Annotated in this window: 4 protein-coding genes; 3 read left to right on the forward strand and 1 reads right to left on the reverse strand. The window is 74.6% G+C overall.

Features of this window, described 5'->3' with window-relative positions:
- Positions 1-134: 134 nt before the first annotated feature.
- Positions 135-1,748: an amidohydrolase gene (locus tag ABD308_RS23690; RefSeq protein ID WP_344338353.1), complete on the reverse strand. Its 1,614-nt coding sequence runs from the start codon at positions 1,746-1,748 to the stop codon at positions 135-137.
- Between the two features lie 202 nt (positions 1,749-1,950).
- Between ABD308_RS23690 and ABD308_RS23695 the strand changes: the two genes are divergently transcribed.
- The 3 genes from ABD308_RS23695 to ABD308_RS23705 form a co-directional block, all read left to right on the forward strand.
- On the forward strand, positions 1,951-2,610 hold the full coding sequence (locus ABD308_RS23695; protein ID WP_344338355.1) for a TetR/AcrR family transcriptional regulator C-terminal domain-containing protein: 660 nt from the start codon (positions 1,951-1,953) through the stop codon (positions 2,608-2,610).
- Between the two features lie 526 nt (positions 2,611-3,136).
- On the forward strand, positions 3,137-3,520 hold the full coding sequence (locus tag ABD308_RS23700; RefSeq protein WP_344338357.1) for a hypothetical protein: 384 nt from the start codon (positions 3,137-3,139) through the stop codon (positions 3,518-3,520).
- The coding region (locus ABD308_RS23705; RefSeq protein ID WP_344338359.1) for a hypothetical protein at positions 3,517-4,313 on the forward strand (797 nt) is incomplete at its 3' end. The genes ABD308_RS23700 and ABD308_RS23705, both read left to right, overlap by 4 nt.

Consider the following 4,313-nt stretch of genomic DNA (forward strand, 5'->3'; position numbering starts at 1 on the left):
AGGTGCATGGGGGGAGCTCTCCTGGGGTCGTGCGGTCGAGGGTAGAGGAGGCCGCCCGGGTGGGGGCGCGGGCGGCTATGGCACGCGCCCAGGGCGCGCGCCGTCGATCGGGGGCGCTCAGTGCGTGCGGCGCCTCAGTGGGTGCGGCGGCCGCCCAGCCAGGTGCCGACGACGGCGACCCCGGCCAGCTCGCCGGGCGGAACGGTGAACGGGTCGGCGGCCAACTGCACCAGGTCCGCCCGCAGGCCGACCCGCAGCACCCCCCAGGCGTCCTCCTCGAACGCCTGGTGCGCCACGCCCGCCGAGTACGCGGCGAGTGCCTGGTCGAGCCCGATCCGCTCCTGCGGCAGCCAGCCGCCCTCCGGCAGGCCCTCGGGCGTCTGCCGGGTCACGGCGGTGGCCAGCCCGGCCAGCGGCTCGTACCGGGTGACCGGCCAGTCGCTGCCGAACGAGACCCGCGCCCCGTCGCGCAGCAGGGCGGCGATCTGGTACTGCCGGGCGCCGCGCTCGGGGCCGATCCGGGGCAGCGTCAGCTCGGTCATCAGCGGGTCCGGCTGCGCCCAGAGCGGCTCGAAGTTGGCGATCACGCCGAGTTCGGCGAACCGCGGCAGGTCGGCCGGGTCGACCAGCTGGACGTGGGCGATCACCGGACGGCGGGCGCGCGGTCCGTTGCGGCGCGCGGCGGCCTCGATCGCGTCCAGGGCGATCCGCACGCCGTGGTCGCCGATGGCGTGGATGTGCGGCTGGAAGCCGAGCGCGTCGACGGCGGTGACGGCGTCGGCCAGCTCCGCGCCGGTCCAGTTGGCGGCGCCGTGCGAGTGCGGGCAGTCGCTGTAGGGCTCCAGCAGCGCGGCGGTGCCGGACTCCAGGACGCCGTCGGCGAAGAACTTGACGGCCCGCGCGGTGACCTGGCCGCGCCCGGCGGCCTCGACCCGCTCGCGGTCGGCGGCGAGCCGCGGCAGGCGCTCGCGCCAGCCGTCCGGCTCCAGCAGCAGCGCCAGGTTGGCCCGGACGGCGAGGTCCCGGCCGTCGGCGACGGCGGCGAGCCAGGTGTCGACCTGGTGCGGCTCCACCCAGGCGTCCTGGACCCAGGTCACCCCGGCGGAGGCGAGCACCCGGGCCGTGCCGTGCAGCGCCTCGACCTGTTCGGCGAGGTCGGGCAGCGGAACGAGGGCGAGCACCGGGTTGAGCGCGCCGAACTCGCGCAGGGTGCCGAGCGGGCTGCCGTCGGCGCGGCGGACGATCTCGCCGTGCGCCGGCTGGGGCGTGTCGGCGGTGTACCCGGCCCGGCGCAGCGCCTCGCTGTTGGCCCAGCCGGTGTGGTGGTCCATGGTGCGCAGCAGCACCGGCCGGTCGGGGACGACCGCGTCGAGCAGCGCGGCGTCGAACAGGCCGCCCTCGGCGAGCCAGGGGTCGAAGGCGTCGCCGGTGATCCACTCGGCCTCGGGGTGCTCCTCGGCCCAGACCCGGACGGCCTCGACCACCTCCTCCAGGCTGACGCGGTCCCGGACCGGTACGCCGCGCAGACCGAGCCCGCCGATCAGCGGGTGGACGTGGCCGTCGCCCCAGGAGGGCAGCAGGGCGCCGCCGGCCAGGTCGACGGTTTCGGTCCGCTCGTCGCGCAGCGCGTGCGCCGCCGTGCCGAGGGCGGTGATCCGCCCGGCGGTGACGGCGAGGGCGTCGGTGACGGGGTGGGCCGGGTCGCCGGTGTGGATCCGGCCGCCGGTGAAGATCGTGTCGGCGCGCATGAGGGTGCGTCCTCTCCCGGTGCGGTCTGGTGTGACCTGGTTAACTGAATGGGATTCGGTAACCGTAGGTGCGGCCGGGCCAGGCGCGGAAGAGTTTTATTGAAAGTCATTCGATTACGTTTTCATCACGATGATCTTGCGCGATGATCGTAGGGCCGCGCCGCGCGGCGACCTCGTGAACGCCGGGAAGGGCGGGAACCCCATGGCCAGGCCGCGCACACCCCTGCTGGACCGGCAGCGCATCGTGCAGACCGCGCTGCGGCTGGTCGACGAGGCGGGCGACCTGACCATGCCCGCCCTCGCCGGCGCGCTCAAGGTCAGCCCCTCCGCGCTCTACCACCACGTCACCGGCCGCGCCGAGATCGTCGCCCTGATGCGCGCCGAACTCGTCCGGGTGATCGGCGAACGCTCGCTCTGGGACCGCCCGTGGGACGACGCGCTGCGCGGCTGGGCCCGCGCCTACCGCGAGGCCTTCGCCGCGCATCCCGGCATCATCCGGCTGCTGGCCACCGCGCCGCTCGCCGAACCGTTCATGCACGAGGTGTACGAGCGGGCCGTGGTCACCCTGGAGGCGGCGGGCTTCGCGCGCGAGGAGGTGATGGGCGTGATCACCGCCCTGGAGAGCTTCATCCTCGGCTCGGCGCTGGACCTCGTCGCGCCCGCCGTCATGGTCGACGCCGTCGACCGGGCCGCCACCCCCCGGCTGGCCGACGCGCTGGCCGCCGTCCCGGCCGGGCGGCACCGGGCCGACCAGGCCTTCGAGGTCGGGCTCGCGGCGCTGATCGCCGGCTACCGCGTGCTGCTGACCGGCGATCGCGGGCCGGGCGCGGTGGCCGGCCATCCGATTTCTGACCAGGCGTGATGACCTGCTACTGTTCATCACGTCGAGAGGGAACGATCTTCGCGAAGCGGGGATCCGGACCGGATCGATCAGGCGTCAGTGGTGCTACCAGAGCACGCCCTACTTTCAGTAGGGAGAGTCCGTGCGACCCGGGCCTGGCGCTCTCATGGAAGCGGCCGTCCCCCTACTGGGGGGCGGCCGCTTCGTCGTTCCCCCGAGGGTCCATCGGTTCTATCGCACGCGCGGTCCGCCACCCGTCGAGTCGGCCGACAATCGGCCAAGGTCCAGCCCCAGGTGGATCGTTCGTTCGTGTCACGCACGGATGTGCGGTCAGCGGTGATGCCGCCGGAAACGCGGTTGACGGGTCGTCAAAGGATGGCTGAAAGCGCGCCGTTGTGGTGTGAATATGCCATCGGAACGTTCGTTGTATGGATTCCATCAGTAGCCTTCCGTGTCGACCCCGCCACCGCTCGTGGCGGTCCGGCCGACGTGCGGCGGTTGTGTCCCGCCGCGCCGTTTCCTCCCCGAATCCTCCGAAGGAGCCCGAGTGCCGGGTATCGACGAGTGCCTGACCCGGGCGATGGCGATCGCCGGGGCCCGTGCCGCGAGTCTGATCGACTGGAGCAGCGGGCTCGCCCTGGGAAGTGCCGGCGTCAGTCCGACCGGCGACCACGACACCACGGCCGCCGAGGCGACCGACCTGGTGCGGGCGGCGGTCGAGGCCGCGACCTTCACCGCCGTGGAGGACCGCGAGACGCCGGTGCAGGACATCATCCTGACCACGGGGCGCGGTTACCACCTGCTCTGCTTCATCGACACGGTCTTCGACAGCCGGCTCGTCCTGCACCTCTGGCTCGACCGCGCCGAGGGCAACCTCGCCGCCGCCCGGTTCCGTCTCCAGTCGATCGCCGAGGAACTGGTGCTCGGATGACGAACCTCCCGACGAACCCCCCGGCGGGCCCGGGCTCTTGCGGCCAGCGCGGGGAGACGCACGCCGCCGTCGGGTTCCGGGCGGCGGACGGGCCCGCCGCGTCGCTCCCGGCCGCCGCCGACCCCGGCTGGACCCCCGGCGCGGCGGTCGAACGGCTCGCCGGCGAACGCGTCACCGGCGCCCTGCGCGGCCCCGCCGGCACCGTCTACCTCCTCGACGGCCTGGTCGCCCACGCCGAGTCCGACCGCGCCCCCGACCTCGCCACCCTGCTCACCGCCTGCGGCCGGCTCACCCCCGACACCTGGCAGGACGCCGTCCACCGGTTCGGCCCGCACGCCCGGGTCGGCGAAGCCCTCGTCGAACAGGGCCGGCTGACCCGGGGCGAACTCGAACTCTGCCACCTCGGCGCGCTCTACGACGCCGCCTGCCTCCTGCTCGCCACCCCCGCCACCCCCACCCGCTGGACCTTCACACCCGGCGCCCGGCACTGGCTCGGCCCGGTCGCCGCCGTCGGCGCCCACCGGCTGCGCCGCGAGGCCGAACGCCGACGCCACCTGCTCGACCGCATCTGGCCCTCCGCACGGTTCGACACCGCGCCACTGCGCCGAACCACCACCCCACCGGCCACCACCACCCCGCCCGCCACCACCCCGGGCCGCCACGCCCGCCGGGTCCGCCCGCCGACCCGGCACCAGTGCGACCTGCTCGACCACGCGGACGGCCGGAGAACCCCCGCGGAACTGGCCCGCCTCCTCGGCCGCTCCGCATTCACGACCACGGCGGACGTCCGCCG

Origin of the sequence: Kitasatospora putterlickiae (assembly GCF_039527695.1) — a bacterium.
In the GTDB taxonomy this organism is placed as follows: Bacteria; Actinomycetota; Actinomycetes; order Streptomycetales; family Streptomycetaceae; genus Kitasatospora; species Kitasatospora putterlickiae.